Origin of the sequence: Bacillus cereus group sp. N21 (assembly GCF_016483395.1) — a bacterium.
Lineage (GTDB): Bacteria > Bacillota > Bacilli > Bacillales > Bacillaceae_G > Bacillus_A > Bacillus_A pseudomycoides.
Map to the genome: position 1 here is coordinate 1 of NZ_JAEHBX010000366.1, position 259 is coordinate 259.

Genomic DNA, 259 nt, shown 5'->3' on the forward strand with positions numbered 1-259 from the left:
GTTTACTTGGGAATAGTGCGGGATTAAGCTGGCATGGTCGGTATGTACTGGATGAATGGGGATGTCGAACCTATCACGAAGTGACAATTCCAGCAAAAAAAGATAAAAATGGGAAGGAAATTATTCCTGAGTGCTCGGAAATTCAACCTGTTATAAACCCAGAATGGGATCCGAAACGTGAGTACATCCCAAGAAAAAAACGACCCGAATGGGTGCCAGTAGGACTAATTGGAAAGATTCTAGTAAGAGATGATGGCAC

At 42.9% G+C, this 259-nt stretch carries 1 protein-coding gene; it reads left to right on the forward strand.

Features of this window, described 5'->3' with window-relative positions:
- Nucleotides 1-259 (forward strand): peptidase G2 autoproteolytic cleavage domain-containing protein (locus tag JDS96_RS31210; protein WP_274605985.1); only part of this gene is annotated, 259 nt, incomplete at both ends.